The sequence below is a fragment of the Neisseria canis genome (genome assembly GCF_900636765.1).
In the GTDB taxonomy this organism is placed as follows: domain Bacteria; phylum Pseudomonadota; class Gammaproteobacteria; order Burkholderiales; family Neisseriaceae; genus Neisseria; species Neisseria canis.
In genome coordinates, this window is sequence record NZ_LR134313.1 from 792554 (window position 1) to 813113 (window position 20560).

The window sequence follows — 20560 nt, forward strand, 5'->3', positions numbered from 1 at the left end:
CATATGAACTACACACAACTGACCCAAGACGAACGATACCACATCCAATACCTATCCCGCCACCACACCGTCACCGAATTAGAAAAGCGCATTACTGACCTTGGTCGAGCGGGTTACCCGCTACACCATCATCTGCAAGTTGAAGAACTTCAAAGCCAAAGACACTGCCAACGCCGTCATCAAGGTATTGAAGGCGCATAAAGCCAGAGTCCATACCATTACCATGGATAACGGCAAAGAATTCTACCGACACATCCGAATAGCCCAAGCATTGGAGGCGGAAACCTATTTTTGCCGCCCCTACCATTCTTGGGAGAAAGGGCTGAATGAAAATACCAACGGACTCATCCGCCAATATTTCCCCAAACAAACCGATTTCCGCAACATCAGCCATCGGGAGATACGCAGGGTTCAAGATGAACTGAACCATAGGCCAAGAAAAACACTTGGCTATATATTTGGTGATTTTGCTTCCAAAGCCCCATGAGCAATAATAAACATCCGCCGGAATGTAATGCAACATTCCGGCGGATGTTTTACCATTAGTTTGATTAAGCAGCAAAGCGTTTGGCTACTTCATCCCAGTTTACGATTTCCCAAAAACCTTTCAGGTAGTTCGGGCGGCTGTTGCGGTAGTCGATATAGTAGGCATGTTCCCATACGTCGCAAGTTAGCAGCGGAGTGTTGTCGGTAGTTAAAGGAGTGGCTGCATTGGAAGTAGAAACCAAATCCAATTCCCCGTTCGGGGTTTTAACCAACCACGCCCAACCTGAACCGAATGTTCCGGCTGCGCAAGCGTTAAAAGCTTCTTGGAATTTTTCAAAGCTGCTCCATTTGGCGTCGATTGCTGCGGCCAATTCGCCAGAAGGTTTTCCTTGGCCTTTGGGGGTAAAGCCCAGCCAGTAGAAAGTATGGTTCCACGTTTGGGCTGCATTGTTGAATACGCCGCCGGAAGATTTTTTTACGATGTCTTCCAATGAAACGTTTTCAAATTCTGTGCCTTTAATTTGGTTGTTAAGGTTGGTGATGTAGGTTTGGTGGTGTTTGCCGTAGTGATATTCCAAAGTTTCTTTGGATAAGTGCGGCTCTAAGGCATCCAATGCGTAGGGCAATTCTGGTAATTTGTGTTCCATTTCGTGTTCCTGTTGTGGTTGTTTTCGATAAATTTTTTGGTTTTGGCAGCTGTTTCGTGACAAAACAACATGTGGGAATTCTACCTGTTTTGGTTTTAAAAGACCAATAAAACTTATGCCTGGCGGATTCGGATTTGAAGTGCAACTTTCCATAACAGAAAAAGGCCAGTATGCGGTAGCATACGGCCTTTCCTGCAAGAAAGATTGCCATGAGCTACACACAACTGACCCAAGACGAACGATACCGCATCCGATACCTATCCCGCCACCACACCGTCACCGAAATCGCCAAACGGCTTAACCGCCATAAAAGCACCATCAGCCGCGAAATCAAACGGCACTGCCCACAAGGGCAGCAATACAGTGCCGAAAAAGCCCAACAGCAAAGCCGGCTTACCAAGCAGCGCAAAAGAAAGCCCTATAAGCTCCATTCGCAGCTGATCCAACACATCGCTACCCTCATCCGCCGCAAACTCAGCCCCGAGCAAGTGTGCGCCTATCTGTACAAGCACCACCGAATCACGCTCCACCACAGCACCGTTTACCGCTATCTGCGTCAAGACAAAAGCAACGGCGGCACTTTGTGGCAGCATCTCAGAATAGCCTGCAAATCCTACCGTAAACGCTACGGCAGTACATGGAGCAGAGGCAAAGTACCCGACCGCACAGGCATTGAAAACCGACCCGCCATCGTCGACGAAAAATCCCGCATCGGCGATTGGGAAGCCGACACCGTCGTCGGCAAAGATCAGAAAAGCGCATTACTGACCTTGGTCGAGCGGGTTACCCGCTACACCATCATCTGCAAGTTGAAGAACTTCAAAGCCAAAGACACCGCCCGCGCAGTCATCAGGGTATTGAAGGCGCATAAAAACAGGGTACACACCATCACCATGGATAACGGCAAAGAATTCTACCGACACATCCGAATAGCCCAAGCATTGGAGGCGGAAACCTATTTTTGCCGCCCCTACCGTTCTTGGGAGAAAGGGCTGAATGAAAATACCAACGGACTCATCCGCCAATATTTCCCGAAACAAACCGATTTCCGCAACATCAGCCATCGGGAGATACGCAGGGTTCAAGATGAGCTGAACCACCGGCCAAGAAAAACACTTGGCTATGAAACGCCAAGTGTTTTATTCTTGAATCTGTTCCAACCTCTACTGCCTGAGTGTTGCACTTGAAATTCGAATCTAAGCCTGTCTGAATATTTTTCAGACAGGCATGTGCTGTTTCTCAGGGCTTCACAAAATAAAGGACATAACGGCGAATACGCCCATAATCCACAGCCCCGACAACACCAGCCACATCACGCAATAGCCCATGATGTCGCGTGCCGACAGGCCGGCCACGCCCAGCAGCGGCAAAGCCCAAAAAGGTTGGATCTGGTTGGTCCAAGCATCGCCCCACGCAAACGCCATAATGGTTTGGGGCAAATCGGCTCCCAATGCTTTGGCCGCTTCCACCACTACCGGCCCCTGTATCGCCCATTGGCCGCCTCCGGAAGGAATAAAAATGTTGACCAAACCTGCCGACAAGAAGGTCATCACCGGAAAGTTGGCGGCATCGGATACCGATACGAACCATTGCGCCATCAGGTTGACCAAACCCGAATCGGTCATCATGCCCGCAATGCCGGCATAGAGCGGAAATTGGACGATAATGCCCTGAGTGGAAGATATGGCGGTTTTCGCCGCATTAAGAAAAGCGGCGGGCGAGCGGTGGAGCAGCAATGATGCCGCCAAAAACAGCATGATCACAATATTCAGATTAACGTCGAAACCTTTTTCGGCGAAATGTTTGCCTGCAAACAGCAAAGGCAGCACGGCCAGCAGCAGGTTAAACAGATAGCGCTGTTCCAGTTTTTCCGAAAAGAAGAGTGGGCCGGCGTGTTGCGCCGCTTGGTTTTTTTCAGGTGTTTCTTGGTGCGCCTGCGTTACCGAAACAGGCTGTTTGGGCGGCGACACGAAAGCATACATCAACAGCAGCAAAACCAAAATGCCGGCGGAAATAAGCAGATTCCATGAAGAATACAGGGTTTGCGACACCGGTATCACGCCGAGTGTTTCGTGTAAGAAGTGTTTGGGTGTCGCCACCACCAGCGGAATGGCCGAAGAGGGGCCGCGTATGATTTCTGCGCTGTATGCCGCCGCCACCACCAGCGGAAAATGCAGCCCCTGCACTTTTCTGCCCATTTCTTTGGCTACCATCGCGCCGACTACCAAGCCGAAACCCCAGTTCAGATAACATGCGGCAAACGATACCGTACCGGTGAGCATCAGTGCCTGCCGGGGCGTTTTGGCGGCATCGGTGAGCTTGTCTAAAAAACGGTTTACCGCCGGTGTTAATGCCAATATGTATCCCAAAAGCAGCACCAGCACCATCTGCATGCCGAAAGTGAAAAGCTTGGAAAAACCTTTGCCCCAGTAGTCGGCCATGTCAAAAAGGCTGTGGCCGCCTGCGGTAACGCCCGCTACCACAATCAAAGCGGTCAGTATGATGGCGAGTAAAAACGAATCGGGCAGGTAACGCTGCATTATTTTGCTTAAGAAATTGGCAATCATGGTTTCTCTCCTGCGCTGTTGAGGCGTGTTGCGACGGGGCGCATAAGGCAAATAAACTTTATTTCTGCTACGGTGTTGCTGCGCCTTGCTATAGTTAAAACACTTAATTTTATTAGTGTTTCCGTCATACTCGGGCTTGCCCCGAGTATCTTGAGTTCCGCTAACTTTAGGAGATACTCGGGTCAAGCCCGAGTATGACGAACGTACTATTTTTAAGTTGAGCCACTATGGTGTCTGCGGCTTGCTGCCCTGTATCCAAAATAAGCTTATTTGCCGTATCTTTGTTTCAAAATTTATTTCAAACTCTTTCATTTCAGACGGCCTTTGGCGGTTAACGGACGGCTTTGACCGTGCGGAAACCGACATGGCTGATGGCTAAGTCTTTTTCTTGCGGATGGCGGGCGGCGGCACGGTAGCGCATGCAGTAGTTTTCGGCGCATAGAAACGAGCCGCCTTTGATGGTGTAGCTGTTGAACGAATGCTGCATGTGGCCGGAATGAAGCTGGCCGATGCCCATATGGTCGTCGTGGTTGCCCGAAAAAGGCGTACGCGTGTATTCCCATACGTTGCCGATGGTGTCGAACAGGCCGAAGCCGTTGGCAGGGTAGCAGCCGACGGGAGCGGCATCGGCATGGCCGTCTTTACCGAGGTTTTGGTAGGGAAATTCGCCGTGCCAAGTGTTGGCGTCGATACGCTCGCGGTCGGTGCTGATGTCGCGTTCTTTACTGAAGCCTTTGGCGGCGTATTCCCATTGCTCTTCGGTGGGTAGCTCGCGCCCGACCCATGCGGCGTAGGTTTGGGCATCTTTCAGCGTGATCATGCGCACGGGTTCGTTGGGGCGGATGCTGCGTTGTGCGTCAGGCCCCCACGGCTGTTTCCAGCTGGCACCTTTTACCAGCCGCCACCAGCCCAGCTCGGCCACGGCCTGGGTGGGTTGGATGAACACTACGGCTTCGCCCTGCTGTTCGGCTTCGGTAACGTAGCCGGTGGCCTCTACAAAACTTTGGAATTGGGCGTTGGTTACTTCGGTGCGGTCTATCCAGAAATCACCGACGGTTCTGCGGCGGTTTTTGAGTGCAAATTCTTCGGGATAATGGTCTTCGCTGCCGATGTCGAAACTGCCGCCTTTGATTTTGACCATACCGGCATAGGGGTCTTGCTGCCATTTTTCGGGCAGGCCGGAATAGTTCAGACAGGCATCGGCGTTGCCCAAACCGGCTTTATCGGCAGCGGTATTTGCGGCAGCAGCTTTATCCGAAGCAGGCGCATTCTGTGCGGTTTTGGGGGTGTCGGGCGAACAGGCTGCGGTTAGGGCGGCAGCAAGGCAAAGGGTGAAACGGGTGTGCAGAGTGTACGGCATGGCGGCTCCTTATTCGTATCGCGGCAAAAAGCAGCGGTTGAGGCCGTCTGAAAAGCAAATGCCTGCCTGAAAGCGGCAGCCGTGTGTTTTGGCTGCCGCCGGGTAAAAGGCTTGAAAAGCGTGACGGCACACTTTAGGCGGTGTTTTCAGACGGCCTGACAGCGTATCAGGTTAACCGCCCGATTTTTTCAGGAAGTCGGGTTGGATACATTCGGTGTAGAAGCAGTTCATTTGGCCGTATTTGTAGCGCACGGGTGCTTCCACCACGCCTACGCGGCGGGCATAGCGGTTCCATTCGCCCGCCAGCTCGCGCGTTTTTTGCGGATGGCGCGCGGAGAGGTCGGTGCGGAACGACGGGTCGGTTTTACGGTTGTACAACGCCCATTTGCCGGTGCCGTAAGGCGGGGTTTGGTGCAGTGCCGCCCAATCGCCGCGGTAGAGTGCTTTGCGGTTGTTGAACTCCCAGCCCAAAGAGCGTTCGGGCAGCTTCTTGCCGGCGAACACGGGCAGGAACGAGCGGCCTTCCATGGACAGCAGCTTGTTGCCTTGATACGAGGCGGGGCGTTTGGCTCCGGTCAGCTCCAACACCGTGGGCACGAAGTCGATAACGTGCAGGGTTTCGCTTTGAATCTGCCCGGCCTTGATCTTGCCGGGATAGCGGATAACGGCCGGCACATGGATGCCGCCGTCAGACAAAATGCTCTTGAAATAAGGCAGCGGTGTGGAGGCAACCTGCGCCCATTGCGGCCCTAATGTAACATACGAACCTTTTTTGCCCATGTTGGCCATGCTGTTGTCGAAAGTGCTGTCCACCCATTCCCTGATGCCGTTTTTGTCTTCGGTGGTGCCGAGCGATTCGGGCGTGGCCGATTCGGCGCCGTTGTCCGACATAAACAGAATCAGAGTGTTGTCGAGTTCTCCCGTGGTGTTGAGATAATCGACAACGCGGCCGATGTTGTGGTCGAGGTTATCTACCATCGCCGCGTAAATCTGCATGGCTTTGGTTTGTTCCTGACGCTGCGCTTCGGTGAGGCGGTTCCAAGACGAAAACACGCCTTCCAGCGGATTGTTGATCTGGGTTCCGGGCGGCATCACGCCTTTTTCAATCATGCGTGCAAGACGCTGTTTGCGTACCGCATCGTATCCTTCGCGGTAATGGTTGCGGTATTTCTCCAAAAACGCATCAGGTGCCTGTAACGGCCAATGCGGTGCGGTAAACGCGAGATAACCGAAGAACGGCTGGCCGCGTTTGCGGTCGTTTTTCAGGTAGGAAATCATCCTGTCGGTAAAGAAATCGCTTGAGAATGTGAAGTCGGCGGGCAGCACGGTTTCTTTGCCGTCTTCAAAATAACGGGCTTTGTAATTGCCGGGGAACATCTGGCTGGCATCCATATGTGCCGCCCCGCCCGGCATCAGGGTGAACGAACGGTCGAAGCCGCGCGCTTTGGGGTGGCTGTCGTCGGTTGCGCCCAAATGCCATTTTCCGGTAACAAACGAAGCATAACCGTGGTTTTTCAGAATTTCGGCAACCGTCATCACTCTGCCGTTCAGACGGCCTTCATAACCGGGCTTGCCTTTTTGCTCGGGCTGGAGATATTCGGCCATCGTGCCGAAACCCGCCTGATGGTGGTCGTTGCCGGTGAGCAGCATCGAGCGGGTTACCGAACAGGTGGGGCCGGTGTAGAAATTGTTTAATACCGCGCCTTCTTTGGCGAGACGGTTGATGTTGGGCGTGGAAATTTCGCCGCCGAAAGGTTCGGTGTCGGAAAAGCCCAAATCGTCTGCCACGATAACCAGCACGTTGGGCGGCTGTTGGGCGGCAGGTTTGGCTGTGGCCGCAGATGTGCACAGCATGGCCGGCACGGATAAGGCCAAAATGATGGGTTTGATGTTCATGTTGTTTCTCCTCTGTGAAAAACAGGCCGTCTGAAAAAGTTATTTTTTATTTGTTTATTGTTTATGATGTTTTGTGGTTTTGTGCGGTTGAATGCGTTTGTTTGATGCTTGAAACGGGTTAACTTCGGGTATGGAAAACGTGTTGATTCAGTTATAGCGTGTGCGTCATGGCCGGGTTTGCCCCGGATATGACCTAAAATGGTATGACTGTAAATAAAGATAAAAATTCAAATAGTTAACGGTGAGTTTTAGGTTTGGCCGTGGGAAAGATAAACGGCTTGCTCGTCTTCCGATACGCTTTCCTGTATCAACGAATGGTTTTTACAGGGGCCGTCTACACACAGGCCGGTTTCGATATCGAACATGGCCGAATGGTGCGCGCACATGATGTAGCGGTTTTGGTAAGTGAAAAAACGGCCTTGGGCATTGTCGAGCTGGATGGAAAAATGCGGGCACACGTTGCGGTAGGCAAAGCAGCGCCCGTCTTTCCTGATCAACACGATGGTGATGTTCTGTTCAACGGGGTGGGGTACTTTGAACACCCCGCCGTTTTCGTCCAGCTCGGTCTGGCGGCAGAGAAAGGTTTTATCGCTCACGGCTCTCGTCTCCCGTTAGGATGAAATCGTATTCAATCAGCCGGTAATCTGTGTTCAGGCCGTAGCGTTCGCGGCTGGTGTCGTCGGCTTTTTCTTCGCTGTAACGCACAATCAGGCGGTCTTTCACGCCGAACACGGCATCGTTTTGCAGATATTCGTCGCCTTCGAGAAACAGGTGGGTAACCAAGCCTTGAAAACCGTCGGCCTCGATTTTGAAATGGATGTGCGCCGGCCGCCAAACGCTGCGCTTGGCATAAGCCATCAGCTTGCCCACCGTGCCGTCGTCGGGAATCGGGTAACTTACCGGCAAAATGGTTTGGAAGGCATAGCTGCCGTCTTCTTGGCTGAGAAACACGCCGCGGAGGTTGTCGGTGCTTTGGTGCGGGTCTTGGCCGGAATACATGCCGTTTTCGGCGGTTTGCCAAACATCGATGCGCGCGCCCGCAACCGGATTGCCTTCGATGTCGGTGATTTTGCCGCGCACCAATAAAGGCGGAGCCGCCGCATCATCGGAAATGATGCTGCTGCCGAACGGCCTTATCGGCATATTGTCGATAAAGAACGGGCCGAACACGGTGGAAGGCGTTTGCACTTCGTTTTTTTCGTGCAGAATCTGATCGATCAGCATCGACACGCCCAATACGTCCGACAGCAAAATGTATTCCTGACGCTGTTCGTGGCAGAGTTTGCCGGTTTCGGTTAAGAAGCGGATGGCCTGCTCCCATTCCTGTTCGCTCGGTTCGGTTTCGCGCACATATTCGTGCAGTTTTTTGATGAAAGTGGTAATGAGAAAACGGTGCCGCTCGTTTTCGATGTTTTGAAAACTGCGGATAACCTGTTCGGTCAGATTCATGCGTTCCTCCTTGGTAGCTTATTGTTTTGTTTATTTTATTAGTAGGCCGAAGGGATGCCCAAGCCGCCGAAAGCGTGCCTCGGGCAGGGTGGAGGCCGTCTGAAAACAGTATTCAGGCGGGCGGCCGACCTTCATGGGCTTTTTTCAATAAGTCGAGCAGCTCGTCGTAAACATACGGGCGCGGGTTGTAATAGGGGCTGTCGCACACGATACGGGCAACTTCTTCGGCTCCGTGTTCGGGAAAGCCGATGTCTTTCAGGGCCATCGGAATGCCTAAAGACTGGTTGAGGCGGTAAAGTTCGGAACCGCATGCTTGCGGGTCGGCGATATCCAAAGCCGAAGCCAGACGAGCCATTGCTTCATCGTCGGCTGAGCGGTTGTAATGCACCGAATAAGGCAGCATGATGGCATGGGCTTGGGCGTGGGGCAGATTGAACGTGCCGCCTAAGGTATGGCAGATTTTGTGGTGTACCGCCATGCCGACCGAACCCAAACAGATGCCCGCCAGCCATGCGCCGTAAAACGCCTGTTCTCGCGCCGTTTCGTCTTGAGGGTTTTGAACGATTTTAGGAAGCGCGTTTTTCAAAGAACGCACCGATTCTTCGGCCATCATGCTGATAATCGGGTTTTTGTTTTCCGCATAAAGGGCTTCAACCGCGTGAGCCATCGCATTCATGCCCGATGCGGCAGATATGGCGGCAGGCAGGGTAAAGGTCAGCTCGGGGTCGTAAATCACGGCTTTGGGCAAAACGCGGATATCTTTGCCGGTGGTTTTGCGGCCGTTGTCGGTGAGGCCGTAAACCGTGGTCATTTCGCTGCCTGCGTAAGTGGTCGGCACGGCCACTATGGGTACGCCCAGCTCCAAAGCCACGGCTTTGGCCAAGCCGATGGTGGAACCGCCGCCCAGCGCGATACAGCAGTCGATTTGGTGTTCGCGCACATAGGCCGAGGCTTTTTGAGCCACTTCCACCGGAACGTGCATCACGGCATGGGGGTAAACACCGGCGGCAATGTCGCCCAATGTTCCGGCCAGTTTTTCACCGGCGCTTTTTTGGTCGGGCGTGGTCATCACCAGCACATTACGGTAGCCGTAGCGGTCTAATATGCCGCGCAGTTCGCTGATGCGTCCTTTGCCGAAATACACATCCAGCGGCAAGGCTTGGTAATGGAAACGGTTCATAACAATTCCTTTGTATTCATGATATGCAGCTAAATCGCTTCACTTAATCGATTAAGTTGTGTCGCGCCGGTTCAGACAGGCATAAGCGGCGGGTAAGTGAAGTGTGATCCTGCTCTTGGAGGCAGTGTGGATATGAGGCAAGTGCGGCGGGCGGCTACCTGAAAGGGATTAGACTTGCCGCCCGAACGCTTTGCCTGCTTACTTGCGTCTGTCGAAGTGCGGCGGAATTTGCGCATCTACATTCACCCACACCGATTTGGCTTCGGTATAGTCGTGAATGGCTTCGAAGCCCATTTCGCGACCGTATCCCGATTTGCCTACGCCGCCGAAGGGGCTGCCGGGGTTAACGCGTTTGTAGCTGTTGATCCAGCACATGCCTGCGCGTATCTTACGGGCAAACAAATGTGCGCGTTGCAGGTTTTTCGTCCACAAGCCGCTGCCCAAGCCGTATTCGGTGCCGTTGGCGATTTCCAAAGCTTCTTCGTCGTTTTTGAAGCGCAGCACAGTAACAAACGGGCCGAACACTTCTTCTTGCGCCACACGGTCGGTAGGTTTGGCTTCCACCACGGTGGGCAAAACGTAGTAGCCGTTTTTCAACGCGGCATCTTCGGGTGCTTTGCCGCCGGTTAGGATTTTACCGCCCTGTTCGGTGGCGATTTCCGCATAGGAAAGCACTTTGTTGCGGTGCGATTCAGAAGTGAGCGGGCCCATTTCGGTTTCGGGGTTAAGCGGGTCGCCCAAGCGGATGGATTCGGCCAATTTCACGAATTTTTCCAAAAACTCGTCGGCGATGGATTCGTGCAGCATCAGGCGGGAACCGGCGATACAGGCTTGACCTTGGTTGTGGAAAATCGCCCATGCCGAGCCGTTAACGGCAGCATCAATATCAGCATCTTCAAACACGATGTTGGCACCTTTTCCGCCCAATTCCAGTTGCAGGCGTTTCAGGTTGCCGGCAGAGGCACGCACGATGCTTTGGCCGGTTTGGGTGGAGCCGGTAAAGGCCACTTTGGCGATGTCTTCATGGTCGGCAATGCGTTGTCCGGCGGTGTTGCCGTATCCTGCAACAATATTGACCACGCCGTCGGGGAAGCCTGCTTTCTGAATCAGTTCGGCAATTTTCAATGTGGAGAGCGGGGTGAGTTCAGAAGGTTTCATCACCACGGTGTTGCCCGCAGCCAAGGCCGGGCCGAGTTTCCATGAGGTAAACATCAGCGGGAAGTTCCAAGGTACGATTTGGCCGACCACGCCCACAGGTTCGCGCACAACGTAGTTTAAAAAGCCTTGTTCGACAGGAATAACCGAGCCTTGGATTTTGTCGGCCATGCCGCCGAAGTAGCGGAAGCAGGCTGCGGTACGGGGAACGTCCAAACGGCGCGAATCGCGGATCGGATGGCCTGTATCGAGCGATTCGATTTGCGCCAATTCTTCGGCATGTTCTTCAATCAGGTCGGCCAGTTTCAACAGCAAACGTCCGCGCTCGGCGGCAGGTGTGGCTGCCCATGCGGGGAAGGCTTTTTTGGCGGCGGCCACGGCAATGTCCACATCTTCCGCTTCGGCGGCGGCGATTTTGGTAATCAATTCGCCGTTGGCAGGATTGAGCACATCAATGGTGCCGCCTTTTTGAGCGGGAACGAATTTGCCGTTGATAAATAATTCTGTATTCATTTAACAAGCCTTTCTTTGTTTTAAATGAAGAGTGGTTTTGTGTCCGGTGTGTTTACATGCGTTTCCGGCGGGTTGCACCGAATAGCGCCGCTCTTTTTTAAAAGCCGGGCGCGGTGCGGTGCTTATCCGGAAAAGCCGGTGCGCTCGCGTCCGGCTTTTTCTATGATGGATTCGGGCTTAAAAAGCAACCGGATAAGGGGGCAATTCGCCTGATTCGTATTTTTGCGGCAGGTTGGGTGTAGCGTTTTCCCAAACCAGCAACATAGAACGTTTGGTCGAATAACCTTGGTGGCGGATATTGGCAGGCATGGCCGCAATGTCGCCGGCTTTCATAATCAGGCGGGCAATCGGTTTGCCGTCGTTTTTATCGGCGATATCCCAAGTGATTTCGTCGGAAAGCTGTAAAAACCACTCTACGCGGTCGTTACCGTGGAAAATCGGCAGAATGTATTCTTCGGTGGTCGGGCAGAAGAGGCTTTCTTTACATACCGAAGTAACCGAAGGGTTCCAAGTAACATCCGAGCGGGAAAGGTATTTGAACAGGTTGAAACCGCCCAATTGGCCTTCAAAGCCGGGTTCGCAATGGATTTCGGGTTCGTCTTGAACCACGTCTTGGAATTGGCGGTTTACCGGCAGATCGTCGCGCAACGGAGAATCGTCGGGCAGGCTGGGCATACGCTTGGTGGCAATACGGTAACGGTCGATGGCCGCTTCGTTGTTGCCTTCTTTGCGTCCGAATGCGCTGCCTGTTTCTTCGGGGGCGGCAAACGGGTCGAAGCTTTCGTTAACCCAGTCGTGCAGGATGGCTTTAAAAGTGGCCATAATCAGCGGGGTTTCGAAGTTTTCGATGTAATCCACACCGGCTTCTTTCAATACGCCGTTAAATGTGCCTGCATAAAGGTCTACGCTGCCGTAGTGGTTGCGGGTGCCGATAACGTCGTCAAAGTTTACCCAGCCGTAGAAAAAGCCCCAAGCCACATCGCGCATCAAAGCACGCAGGAAAGCATCTGCCGACATCAGGTGCGAATGGGTTTCGCCTTTTACGTTCCAAGTGATTTTGGCAAAGTATTCGTCACGCTCGAAAGTGAATTGACCCAAGCGGAATGTGCGGTAGCCGGTCAGCTCGTCGCGTTCGCCTGCCTGCACGCCGGCAGCCAGAAATTCTTCAAATTTTTTATCCATGTTTTTTCTCCTTCCGGGAGGGTTTATTGAATGCAGATGCTGTGCCATTTTTCGACCGACAGCGGGCCTTTGATGGTTTGGATTAAGATAACGCCGGGTTTGGCGGCTTCGAAACGGTAGGCGCTGCCGGCGGGCAAAATGGCCTGATGACCCTGCTTCAGAATGGCGTGTCCCATTTTTTTGCCTTGCGGGTTATCGCCGGCCAAGCGGGTGCCTTCTTCGGCTTCGTCAACCAAGGGCTGGTCGAGCTTGATATAATCAACGCGGATTTCGCCGTCCATCACAATCACGAATTCATCGTGCGAGGCGGTAAACCAAGGCGACGTACCTTCTGCTTTCAATGATTCGATAACGAATTTCAAATTCATGCCGACTACGCTTTTTTCGTAGGGGGCGGATTGCGAGGCAACTTCAAAAATATTGGAAAAAGCATAATTGCTTGCTTCTCCGCTGATCAGTTGGATAGAACCTTTTTCGTAATCGTTCAAACTGCCGAATCGGGTTGCTTTCGCTTGATTATTCTCCATGGCTGTATCTCCAGTTGGTTTGATTTCATTTCTGCATCAAGGGGCTAATGCAGTTGGATGTCAAAATACAATGAAACCCGGCAAACAACAATTCGGCAATTGCCGACATGACTGTTCGTTAAATGAAAGCAATAGTGGCGGTTTGATGAGGACAGTAAGCAGCAGAGGCAGAATGTGGTTGAAAAGCTGAATTCGGGTTTTGGTTTTAAAGTCAGGGGTTACGGGGTTTCGTGCCGTTTTTTCCGGAATGGGCGGATGCCTGTCTGAAAACGATTGAAATTACCCGATAAGTTTTCAGACAGGCATCCGAAGTAAATAAACTTAATCAGCAGGCCATCAGCCATACTTGGGTTTGGCGGAAATACCGTTTTTACGGTATAACCTTTTCACTATAATTATCCATTATCAGTTTAATCAAACTGGGCGATTTGGATGCTGAACCATTTTAAAGGAGCAGGGTAATGCCTTTTTTCCGGCTTAAGGCCTCTTTTTGGCAGGGATTGCTGTTGTGCGGTTTTTTGGCCGGCGTGTCGGTGGCTTTGGCGCCCTTGCTGGGAGAAGCGGTCAGCCCTTTGTTGGTGGCGATTGTGATCGGTTTGCTGCTCGGCAACAGCATTTATCCGCGCTGGGAGCAGGATTTCCGTGAAGGAACCGGTTTTGCCCAAAAGCAGATTTTGCGCACGGCGATTGTGCTTTACGGTTTCAAACTGACCGCACATGATTTGGCGCAGGTCGGTTGGAGCGCTTTTGCCGTTGATGCGGTTATGCTGGTGTCGACATTTTTGCTTGCGGTGTGGCTGGGCAGGCGGGTGTTCGGCATGGACAGGGATACTTCGGTTTTAATCGGTTCGGGAGCCGCCATCTGCGGCGCTGCGGCGGTGTTGGCAACGGAATCGGTTTTGAAGGCGGAGCCCCACAAAGTGGCCGTGGCGGTGGTGACTGTTGTGGTGTTCGGCTCGCTTTCCATGCTGCTTTATCCATTGGTGTATTCACTGAGCATACTGCCTTTCGACGCCGCCCAGTTCGGAATTTACACCGGTTCGACCGTGCATGAAGTGGCGCAGGTCGTGGCGGTGGGCGGCTCAATCAGCCCGCAAACAGCCGATATGGCGGTGATTGCCAAAATGGTCAGGGTGATGCTGCTGGCGCCGTTTTTGCTGGCTTTGTCTTATGCGTTGGCAAAAGGCGGCAGGCAGGGCGGTGTGCGGGGCAATATCACCGTTCCGTGGTTTGCCGTGGGCTTTATTGCCGTGGCAGCGTTGAACTCTTTACTGCCGGCGGATTTTTCGCCGTGGATACGCCGTATCGTTTATCTGGATGATATTTTGCTGGCAGCCGCTATGGCCGCTTTAGGTTTGACTACCCGTGTGAATACGGTCAGGCAGGTCGGTATGCAGCCGTTTAAGCTCGGCTTTTTGCTCTTTGTGTGGTTGGTTGCGGGCGGAGCGGCGGTTAACTGGCTGCTGTTACAGCCGTGAAACCGAATTTTTCCACTATGTCTTTAACTGCCTATATTTAAATATTGTTCATCATGACCCAACCCGTCCGCATTCTCGGCCTTGACCCCGGCAGCCGCACCACAGGTTTCGGTATTGTCGACGTTATCGGCCGCGAACACATTTATGTGGCTTCCGGCTGCATCAAAACCATCCCGAACGACGAGTTGGCCGGGCGCATCGGCGTGATTGTGGAACATCTCAACGAAATCATCGAAGTGTACCGCCCCAATCAGGCGGCGGTGGAACAGGTATTTGTAAACGTGAACCCTGCGGCCACCCTGATGCTCGGCCAAGCCAGGGGAGCCGCCGTAGCCGCTTTGGTCATGCGCGGGCTGCCCGTGTATGAATACACCGCGCTGCAAGTGAAGCAGGCGGTGGTGGGCAAGGGCAAGGCGGCCAAAGAGCAGGTGCAGCATATGGTTGTGCAGATGCTGGGGCTTTCGGGCACACCGCAGTCTGACGCTGCCGACGGCTTGGCCGTGGCGCTCACCCATGCGCTGCGCAACCACAGCCTGGCAGGCAGAATCGGACTGCGCGACATCCAAATCAAAGGCGGCCGCTTCCAGCCGTGAAACAGGCCTGTCTGAAATGCGGTAAACCCAAACAGAACAAAAGTTTCCCGCAATATTTCATCTATATCAAAAAAAGCCGAAGTGCTGACTACAAAGTGCTACATGCCACTATGTCCACTTAACCCGAATGGCGTATAATGATGATAAAAATTGTTAAAGAAAGAAAAAGGAAAAGTATGAAAAACCATCAATTGGAACCATTCCAAAAAGTAGAATTAGGCGAAGAAAAAGACCGTTTGCAGATTTTCGAGCAGGCCGTGCTGCAACATCAGGGCAGCAAATCGGGTGAGGATTCCAGCAGCGCGCCGCTTCCGGAAAGCTATCCTTACCGTACACGCATGAGCCGCCGCGTGTATGAAAAAGAGAAAAAACTGCTGCAAATCGAGCTTTTGAAAGTGCAAAGCTGGGTTAAAGAGAGCGGTCAAAAAATCGTGGGGCTGTTTGAAGGCCGCGATGCAGCCGGTAAAGGGGGCACCATCAAGCGCTATATGGAGCACCTCAATCCCCGCGGCGCGCGCGTTGTGGCTTTGGAAAAACCTTCCGAAAGAGAGCGCGGCCAATGGTATTTCCAACGCTATATCCAAAACTTGCCGACTGCCGGCGAAATCGTATTTTTCGACCGTTCTTGGTACAACCGCGCAGGCGTTGAACGTGTGATGGGCTTTTGCGAGCCGCACGAATATCTGCTCTTTATGCGCCAAACGCCCGAATTCGAGCGCATGCTGGTCGCCAGCGGCATTCATCTGTTTAAATTCTGGTTTTCGGTAAGCCGCGAAGAGCAGCTGCGACGCTTCATTTCCCGCCGCGACGATCCTTTAAAACATTGGAAACTCTCGCCCGTCGATATCCAATCGCTCGACCGCTGGGACGAATATACCGATGCGAAAAACGCCATGTTCTTCCACACCCACACAGGCGACGCACCGTGGACGATTATCAAATCCGACGATAAAAAACGCGCCCGTTTAAACTGCATCCGCTATTTCCTGCATAAGCTCGACTATCCGGGCAAAGACGAAAAAGCCATCGGCAAAGTCGACCCGCTGATTGTCAACGTGCCGACCACGCAGTTTAAAGACAATAATTTCGATATTATTGCCGACTAAGCGGTTTGCAATTTGATGCCTGTCTGAAAAGCCTTTTCAGACAGGCATTATTCATTTTGCTAAAATACCGTTTCTTTTTCCCGATAGGCCGTTTCCATGAGCAAACCCTCCGTTTCCCCCATGATGCAGCAATATCTCGGCATCAAAGAAGCGCATCAAGACAAACTCGTGTTCTACCGCATGGGCGATTTTTACGAGCTTTTTTTCGATGATGCGGTGGAAGCGGCCAAGCTGCTCGACATCACGCTCACCACCCGCGGCCAGCTTAACGGCGAACCCATCAAAATGGCCGGGGTGCCTTATCACGCCGCCGAACAGTATCTCGCCCGTTTGGTGAAGATGGGCAAAAGCGTGGCGATTTGCGAGCAGGTGGGCGAAGTGGGCGTCGGCAAAGGGCCGGTGGAGCGCAAAGTGGTGCGCATCGTTACTCCGGGCACGCTCACCGACTCCGCACTGTTGGAAGACAAAGAAACCAACCGCATCGTAGCCGTGTGCGTGGGCAAAAAACAGATCGGTTTGGCATGGGCATCGCTGCAAAGCGGCGAATTCAAAGCCAAGCTTACCGAAGCGGGCAAACTCACCGACGAACTCGCCCGCCTGCAGGCTGCCGAAATCTTGCTGCCGGATGCCAAAAACGCGCCCGAAATCAAGCTGCCCAATGCCAATATCACCCGGCTCAACCATTGGCAGTTTGCGGCCGACAGCGGCTTCGACCTGCTAACCCGCTATTTCGGCAGCCAGGATTTGCTCGGCTTCGGCCTAGACACCGAACAGCACGCCGCCGCTATCGGTGCCGCGGGCGCTTTGCTCAACTACATTCAGCTTACCCAATCGCAGCTGCCCAAACACCTCGACAGCCTCAGCCTCGAAACTGAACAGCAATATATCGGCATGGACGCCGCCACCCGCCGCAATCTCGAAATCACCCACACGCTCAGCGGCAAAAAGTCTCCCACCCTGTTTTCCGTGCTCGACCGGTGCGCCACCCATATGGGCAGCCGCCTGCTTGCCCAATGGCTGCACCATCCGCTGCGCAACCGCCGGCACATCGCCGCGCGCCAGCAGGCCGTGGCCGCTTTGCAAAACGAACAGAGCCGTATCCATGCCTGTCTGAAAAACATTGCCGACATCGAGCGCATCGCCGCCCGCATCGCCGTCGGTTCCGCCCGCCCGCGCGACCTATCCGGCCTGCGCGACAGCCTGTTTGCTCTGGCCGACATCCGCCTGCCCGATACCGCCGGCCTGTTGCAAACCCTGCAAAATATCTTTCCCGAAGGCGTGGCCGTGGCAGAGCGGTTGCAGGCTGCGATTCTGCCCGAGCCGGCGGTGTGGCTGCGCGACGGCGGCGTGATCAACCAGGGTTTCAACGCCGAGCTTGACGAATTGCGCCACATCCAAACCCACGGCGACGAATTCCTGCTCGCCCTCGAAACCCGCGAGCGCGAGCGCACCGGTTTATCCACCCTCAAAGTCGAGTTCAACCGCGTGCACGGCTTTTATATCGAACTTTCCAAAACCCAGGCCGAACAGGCGCCTGCCGATTACCAGCGCCGCCAAACCCTGAAAAATGTCGAGCGTTTCATCACGCCCGAATTGAAAACTTTTGAAGACAAAGTGCTGGCCGCGCAAGACAACGCCCTTGCGCTGGAGAAAAAGCTCTATGAGGCTTTATTGGCGGACTTGCAGGCAGAGCTGCCGCTGTTGCAGAAAACCGCCAAGGCCGCCGCCGCGCTTGATGTGTTGTGCAGTTTCGCCGCCCTGGCCGACGAGCAGAATTACCGCTGCCCCGAGTTTGTCGATTATCCCTGCATCGAAATCGAAAACGGCCGCCATCCCGTGGTGGAGCAGCAAGTGCCCCGCTTTACCGCCAACCATACCCGTCTCGACAACAAGCATCGTTTGATGCTGCTTACCGGCCCCAATATGGGCGGTAAGTCCACCTATATGCGCCAAGTGGCACTGATAACCCTGTTGGCCCACACCGGCAGCTTCGTACCGGCAGATGCCGCCAAAATCGGCCCCGTCGACCAGATTTTCACCCGCATCGGCGCTTCCGACGATTTGGCTTCTAACCGCTCCACCTTTATGGTGGAAATGAGCGAAACCGCCTATATTCTGCACCACGCCACCGAGCAATCGTTGGTGTTGATGGACGAAGTGGGGCGCGGCACCTCCACGTTCGACGGCCTCGCGCTTGCGCAGGCCATTGCCGAGCATCTGATTCAGAAAAACAAATCCTTCAGTCTGTTTGCCACCCATTATTTCGAGCTGACCCGCCTGCCCGAGGCCCACGCAAGTGCCGTGAACATGCACCTTTCCGCGCTGGAAGAGGGGCTGGATATCGTGTTTCTGCACCACATCGAGCCCGGCCCTGCCAGCAAAAGCTACGGCATCGCCGTGGCCAAACTGGCCGGACTGCCCGCCCGTGCGCTCAAAGCCGCCCAAAAACATTTGGAAACATTGGAAACCCAGGCTGCAGCCAACCGCCCTCAGATGGACATCTTCAGCCAATGCCTGCCTGAAAGCGAACCGGCCGTACAGCCGACGGAATACCCTGCCGCACCTGCCGGCCCCGTTCTTGAAGCCTTAAGCGCGCTCAACCCGGACGAACTGACCCCGCGCGAAGCCTTGGATTGGCTTTACCGTTTGAAAAAGTTAGAGCAGGAATCGGGCAAATCAGCTTAAAAATCAGCCTACCGATGGGCGTGTTGGTTAACTCTTACGGCAAAGCACAGCAATGTCGTGATAATAAGAATGCCTGTCTGAATATGTTTTCAGACAGGCATTCTTTATGGTCGGCCGATGTTGCTCCCTCGGGGCAAGCCAAAGCATGATAATGCTGTGATAAAAATCGGTTTATCTGTATTAACGCACCGTAATCACTTCCAGCATATTGGTTGAACCGGACTGGTGCATCGAAGAGCCGCTGGTCAGGATGTATTGGTCGCCGCTGCACAATACCCCGCGTTTGAGCAGGGCGTGTTCCACTTCGGATACCGCAATTCCGTGGTCGACGCTGGTGTTGACTTTAAGCGGGCGCACGCCTCGGTACATGGCCATGCGGCGCTGCGCATGGATGCTGGGCGTGAGCGCGTAAATCGGCAGCTGGATGCCGTGGCGGCTCACTTGGAAAGCCGTGTGGCCGCTTTCGGTTAAGGCCACGATGGCTTTGGCATCCACTTGGCGGGCAACGTGCACGGCACCGCTTGCAATCGCTTCGTCAACACGGTTTGCCCGTTCTACCGCTTTTTCGTCAATGCCGATGAGGGAATCCTGTTCGCGCTCGGCTGCGGCGCAGATAATCGCCATCTGGCGGACGGTTTCAAAAGGGTAGGCGCCGATGGCGGTTTCGGCGGAACACATCACCGCATCGGTGCCGTCGAGCACCGCATTGGCCACATCGCTCACTTCCGCGCGGGTCGGCACGGGGTTGGTAATCATGCTTTCCATCATCTGGGTGGCGGTAATGCTGAAACGGCGCATTTCGCGGGCGCGCTTAATCATCCGTTTTTGCAGCGCAGGCACGGCCGCATTGCCCACCTCCACCGCCAAATCACCGCGGGCAACCATAATGCCGTCGGAAGCTTCGATAATCTCATCCAAATGTTTGATGGCCTCGACGCGCTCGATTTTCGCCACCAAACCCGGGCGCACGGCATCACTGCCGCTCATTTCCTGCTCCACCAGCGCGCGGGCGGTGTGCATGTCTTGGCCGGATTTCACAAAGCTTACCGCGATGTAGTCGCAACCGATGGCTACGGCGGTTTTCAGGTCGCGGAAATCTTTTTCGGTTAATGCGCCGGCAGAAAGGCCGCCGCCCTGTTTGTTGATGCCTTTGTTGCTTTTGAGCGTGTGGCTGTTTTGCACGGTGGTGAGGATTTCGCTGCCGTTTACGCTGTCCACAATCAAAGTGAGCAGGCCGTCATCCAGCAGAAGTATATCGCCGGGCTGCACATCTTCGGGCAGGTTGCGGTAATCCAGCCCCACCCGCTCGCGGCTGCCTTCGCCTTCCAATGCGGCATCCAGCAGCAGTTTTTCTCCGGCTTCCAAGTCGATGGCGCCGCCGGCCAATTTGCCGATGCGGATTTTCGGGCCTTGCAAATCGGCCATAATCGCCACTTCGTGCCCTGCACGCTTGGCTGCTTCGCGCACGATTTTGGCATTTTCCCGATGGAATTCGGGCGTGCCGTGGCTGAAATTGAAACGCACCACATTTACGCCGCCGATGCGGATCATGTCTTCCAGCAATTCCACATGATTGCTGCCCGGCCCCAAAGTGGCCACGATTTTGGTGTTGTGGCGGATGCGGGTTAAATCACGGTTTTGAGTGTTCATCAGCGGCTCCTTTTTGACGGTGTTGCGGGTATTGTAGCGCGGGGAAGCTTTGGCATGTATTAAAATTACAAACATTATGACTTGGC

The 20560-nt window shown here is 53.9% G+C and carries 16 protein-coding genes and 1 pseudogene; 6 read left to right on the top strand and 11 right to left on the bottom strand.

Features of this window, described 5'->3' with window-relative positions:
* Positions 1-82: 82 nt before the first annotated feature.
* Positions 83-487, top strand: a pseudogene (locus tag EL143_RS03790) (IS30 family transposase); the annotation flags it as partial.
* Positions 488-551: 64 nt separating this feature from the next.
* On the opposite strand, the gene EL143_RS03795 reads toward EL143_RS03790, so the two are convergent.
* Complete coding sequence (locus EL143_RS03795) at positions 552-1133, bottom strand: superoxide dismutase (protein WP_085417220.1); 582 nt, start codon at positions 1131-1133, stop codon at positions 552-554.
* Positions 1134-1342: 209 nt separating this feature from the next.
* On the opposite strand from EL143_RS03795, the gene EL143_RS03800 reads away from it, so the two are divergent.
* Positions 1343-2320, top strand: coding sequence for an IS30 family transposase (locus EL143_RS03800; RefSeq protein ID WP_126326559.1), 978 nt, complete (start codon positions 1343-1345; stop codon positions 2318-2320).
* A gap of 60 nt (positions 2321-2380) precedes the next feature.
* Here the strand turns inward: EL143_RS03800 and EL143_RS03805 are convergent, their stop codons facing one another.
* The 9 genes from EL143_RS03805 to EL143_RS03845 form a co-directional block, all read right to left on the bottom strand.
* Entirely contained in the window at positions 2381-3700 is a 1320-nt protein-coding gene (locus tag EL143_RS03805) for a short-chain fatty acid transporter (RefSeq protein ID WP_085417222.1), read from the bottom strand.
* 331 nt (positions 3701-4031) lie between these two features.
* The gene (locus EL143_RS03810) at positions 4032-5060 is read right to left on the bottom strand and encodes a formylglycine-generating enzyme family protein (RefSeq protein ID WP_085417223.1); all 1029 of its coding nucleotides are present in this window, start codon (positions 5058-5060) and stop codon (positions 4032-4034) included.
* 171 nt (positions 5061-5231) lie between these two features.
* Positions 5232-6956 (bottom strand): arylsulfatase, encoded by a 1725-nt coding sequence (locus EL143_RS03815; protein WP_085417224.1) that lies wholly within the window; start codon positions 6954-6956, stop codon positions 5232-5234.
* A gap of 248 nt (positions 6957-7204) precedes the next feature.
* Positions 7205-7552 (bottom strand): Rieske (2Fe-2S) protein, encoded by a 348-nt coding sequence (locus EL143_RS03820; protein ID WP_054598608.1) that lies wholly within the window; start codon positions 7550-7552, stop codon positions 7205-7207.
* Complete coding sequence (locus EL143_RS03825; protein ID WP_054598609.1) at positions 7542-8405, bottom strand: dioxygenase family protein; 864 nt, start codon at positions 8403-8405, stop codon at positions 7542-7544. The genes EL143_RS03820 and EL143_RS03825 overlap by 11 nt, the downstream gene beginning before the upstream one ends.
* Before the next feature lie 112 nt (positions 8406-8517).
* Positions 8518-9585: a maleylacetate reductase gene (locus EL143_RS03830; protein WP_085417225.1), complete on the bottom strand. Its 1068-nt coding sequence runs from the start codon at positions 9583-9585 to the stop codon at positions 8518-8520.
* Positions 9586-9783: 198 nt separating this feature from the next.
* Positions 9784-11253 carry an aldehyde dehydrogenase family protein gene (locus EL143_RS03835; protein WP_085356895.1) on the bottom strand — a complete coding sequence of 490 codons (1470 nt, stop codon included), beginning with the start codon at positions 11251-11253 and terminating at the stop codon, positions 9784-9786.
* A 177-nt stretch (positions 11254-11430) separates the two neighbouring features.
* Entirely contained in the window at positions 11431-12435 is a 1005-nt protein-coding gene (locus EL143_RS03840; protein WP_085417226.1) for a hydroxyquinol 1,2-dioxygenase, read from the bottom strand.
* Positions 12436-12458: 23 nt separating this feature from the next.
* Positions 12459-12962 carry a cupin domain-containing protein gene (locus EL143_RS03845; protein ID WP_054598613.1) on the bottom strand — a complete coding sequence of 168 codons (504 nt, stop codon included), beginning with the start codon at positions 12960-12962 and terminating at the stop codon, positions 12459-12461.
* Positions 12963-13423: 461 nt separating this feature from the next.
* Between EL143_RS03845 and EL143_RS03850 the strand changes: the two genes are divergently transcribed.
* The 4 genes from EL143_RS03850 (at position 13424) to mutS (ending at position 18824) form a co-directional block, all read left to right on the top strand.
* Positions 13424-14440, top strand: a complete 1017-nt coding sequence (locus tag EL143_RS03850; RefSeq protein ID WP_085417227.1) for a YeiH family protein — start codon at positions 13424-13426, stop codon at positions 14438-14440.
* 53 nt (positions 14441-14493) lie between these two features.
* On the top strand, positions 14494-15033 hold the full coding sequence (gene ruvC / locus EL143_RS03855; RefSeq protein WP_085417228.1) for a crossover junction endodeoxyribonuclease RuvC: 540 nt from the start codon (positions 14494-14496) through the stop codon (positions 15031-15033).
* Positions 15034-15209: 176 nt separating this feature from the next.
* Positions 15210-16139, top strand: a complete 930-nt coding sequence (gene ppk2 / locus EL143_RS03860; protein WP_085417229.1) for a polyphosphate kinase 2 — start codon at positions 15210-15212, stop codon at positions 16137-16139.
* Positions 16140-16235: 96 nt separating this feature from the next.
* Complete coding sequence (gene mutS, locus EL143_RS03865; RefSeq protein ID WP_085417230.1) at positions 16236-18824, top strand: DNA mismatch repair protein MutS; 2589 nt, start codon at positions 16236-16238, stop codon at positions 18822-18824.
* A 180-nt stretch (positions 18825-19004) separates the two neighbouring features.
* Here the strand turns inward: mutS and pyk are convergent, their stop codons facing one another.
* Positions 19005-20474: a pyruvate kinase gene (pyk, locus tag EL143_RS03870; RefSeq protein WP_085417234.1), complete on the bottom strand. Its 1470-nt coding sequence runs from the start codon at positions 20472-20474 to the stop codon at positions 19005-19007.
* Between the last annotated feature and the right edge of the window lie 86 nt (positions 20475-20560).